This is a genomic window from Luteibacter sp. P4_E6 (assembly GCF_056401535.1).
Genome location: NZ_JBFUJE010000567.1, coordinates 1 through 2,363, shown reverse-complemented (window position 1 = coordinate 2,363; position 2,363 = coordinate 1). Strand labels below are relative to the sequence as shown.

The 2,363-nt window shown below is 58.1% G+C and carries 3 protein-coding genes; 2 read left to right on the top strand and 1 reads right to left on the bottom strand.

The features are described from left to right. A partial coding sequence (locus AC1DT2_RS20865) for a hypothetical protein (RefSeq protein WP_477298464.1) occupies window positions 1–362 on the top strand: 362 nt, incomplete at its 5' end. Window positions 363–637: 275 nt separating this feature from the next. Continuing rightward, window positions 638–1,294: a hypothetical protein gene (locus tag AC1DT2_RS20860; RefSeq protein ID WP_477298462.1), complete on the top strand. Its 657-nt coding sequence runs from the start codon at window positions 638–640 to the stop codon at window positions 1,292–1,294. Window positions 1,295–1,317: 23 nt separating this feature from the next. On the opposite strand, the gene AC1DT2_RS20855 is transcribed toward AC1DT2_RS20860, so the two are convergent. Further along, window positions 1,318–2,363 (bottom strand): hypothetical protein (locus AC1DT2_RS20855; protein ID WP_477298461.1); only part of this gene is annotated, 1,046 nt, incomplete at its 5' end.

The following is a 2,363-nucleotide window of genomic DNA, read 5'->3' as shown; positions in this document are numbered from 1 at the left end:
GGGATAAGGCATCCGGCTGCCTCAGAAAGGTGGACTGGAAGGCGACGGCGTTTGGCGCCCAGGACGATCCGGATGAGATTTTTATCTCCGCGGAGGCATTCGACGAGCTCGCGGGCTGCCTGGTGCAAGTGGGTGTCGCGTCTGGCGGACCGGCAGGAAGGATCGTCCACCGGGGGCTTATCTACGTAAGGTCGCCTCAGTATCCCGGAGCGTGTGACGAGCTCAAGACGGATGCGGTTCGTTATGCGTTGTGTACGGGCGCGCGTGGGCCTGCGACGCACGATCCGAAGCTGATCGGCTGCGAGAATGAGTATTGCGATTTTAGTGTCGCGGATACGCGGCTTCGGTTTGGCCAGCCGTAACGTGTGGCTCTCGCTCGGTGGGAGCCGATTCATCGGCGATCCAAACCGTGTCGTAACCCCCATCGCCGATGAATCGGCTCCTACAACAGCAGGATTTGGGGAGTTCGAAGTCGTTTAACTTCTATGGGCTAAATCGGAAACCATTCCCCTAAATTAGGATAGGGGCTCAAAATTGAAATCATTCTTTGCTCTGCGAGAAATCATCGCTTGGTGCATGAATGAACTTATGCTTTGGCAAGGGGGGTCCATTGCACGAGATTTGAAAAGGAGCTGTTATGAAGAAGCACGGAAGCCAGGTTGTATTGTTTTTTTTGTGCGTATTCTTTTCGCTTTCGTCCGTCGCCGATATATCTACGAGCGTGGACAGCACGCCTGAGTGCCTGAAAAAAGTGAATTGGGAGAAAGACGCATCCACACCTGCTGACGATCGTAAGGTGCATGGGGAATTTTTCGAAGAAGGTACCGAGCGAGTTTATGTCGCGTCTAAGACCTTCGATAAGCTGTCCGGATGCGCGTATGAGAATTTTCGCGACGGTATCGATGGGGACGTGCCTATGTCGGAAGATGTGGATCTTGATTTTAAGTTTCACACTTACTCATCTTTGGCAAAGTTCAGGGATCTAGATGAACGTGTTGATTTGTTGCTTGGGGGAGGTAGTGCGAGCAAGCCGACTGTCTTTGTACATGCGAATTCGCCAGGTTCCCCCATCGCAACCATTATCCATGACGGCGTTTCCTATACGAGGAACCCTAATTTTTCGGAGTATTGCGACGGCTTCAAGGAAAATACCGAGGATTACGAATGGTGCACGGGCAAGCGCCAGCCTGGCCCGCAAGATCCTCGTCTGAGGGCTTGCGCGAATCAGTACTGTCCGAAGGAGTGCACGGGCTCGGCCTGCGGCCACATTCGCGACGTGCAGAGACCAAATTAGGGTGGTCGCGTGGTCGTGCGGAGTTACTGCGGCAGTGGGTTTGCGACGGCGTTTTCCCGCTGCCGCAGGATCGCCGATGAATCGGCTCCTACAGGTGCGATAGCCGCTTTGCCGGGTTTGGGGAGCTCGAAGTCGCGGTAGCGGCCGGGGTCGCCGGTCATGCCGGCTTCGGCGGCCTTGGCGATGTTGTACATCTCTCGGGCGGTGACGTAGTGCAGGACGTAGTCGCAGCCGTCGTTGTACGTCGACTCCAGGTAATCGTGCATGGCGTCGACAGGCTGGCCGAGGAGGGTGTCCATGTCGCCCTCTTGCGTGCCGTGGGTGTGGATCTTGATGAAGGTCCACTCCGGCCGGCCTTCGACATGGATACCCGTACGCACCCATTGGTCCACGCGAGACGGCGTGGGCGGTGAGCCACGGCGGATATCGGAGTTCTCGATGCGCGGGATGATGCCGAAGCGGCGGCTCTTCCAGTTCAGGCCGAGCACGCCCTGGACGATCAGCAGGTCGCCCGACGGCTCGCCGCCGACACGCATGCGTACGCCGGTATCGTGCGACTTGCACTTATGCGGGTCGTCGGTGGCGTAGTAGATGGCATTCGACATTCGCGTCTGCGTATCGCTAGGCGCCGAAGGCAGAGTGAAGTCGGCGTAGCAACCAAGCTCGCGCAACAGGATCAATTCGTTGTTGATACCGCACCAGCGGCCATCCGCGCGTGAGTTATCCAGGCACCAGTTGCCGTGGATAAAGGCGAAACGCAGCTGGCCAGTCACCGGGTCGCGCGGCAACGCGTTGTGCTTGTCGTGCAGCAGCCGGTTGAAACGATCGATCGTGGCGACGAAGTTTTCCGGCGTGTCGTTGTCGTGGTGGAGGTGGATCTCGATCTCGCCGTAGCCATCGGCACAGAGCGACTCGATCTTGTCGAGGTGCTCCTCCACGTATTCTTCTTCGGGATAGAAAAAGCTGTGCTGCGGCACGCGGCCGTCGGCGTCGCGGTGACGCGAGGCCAGGGCGCGGTAGTCGGTGCACCAGCGATCGACGCGACGGCGCTGCGTGTCCATGTCTACCC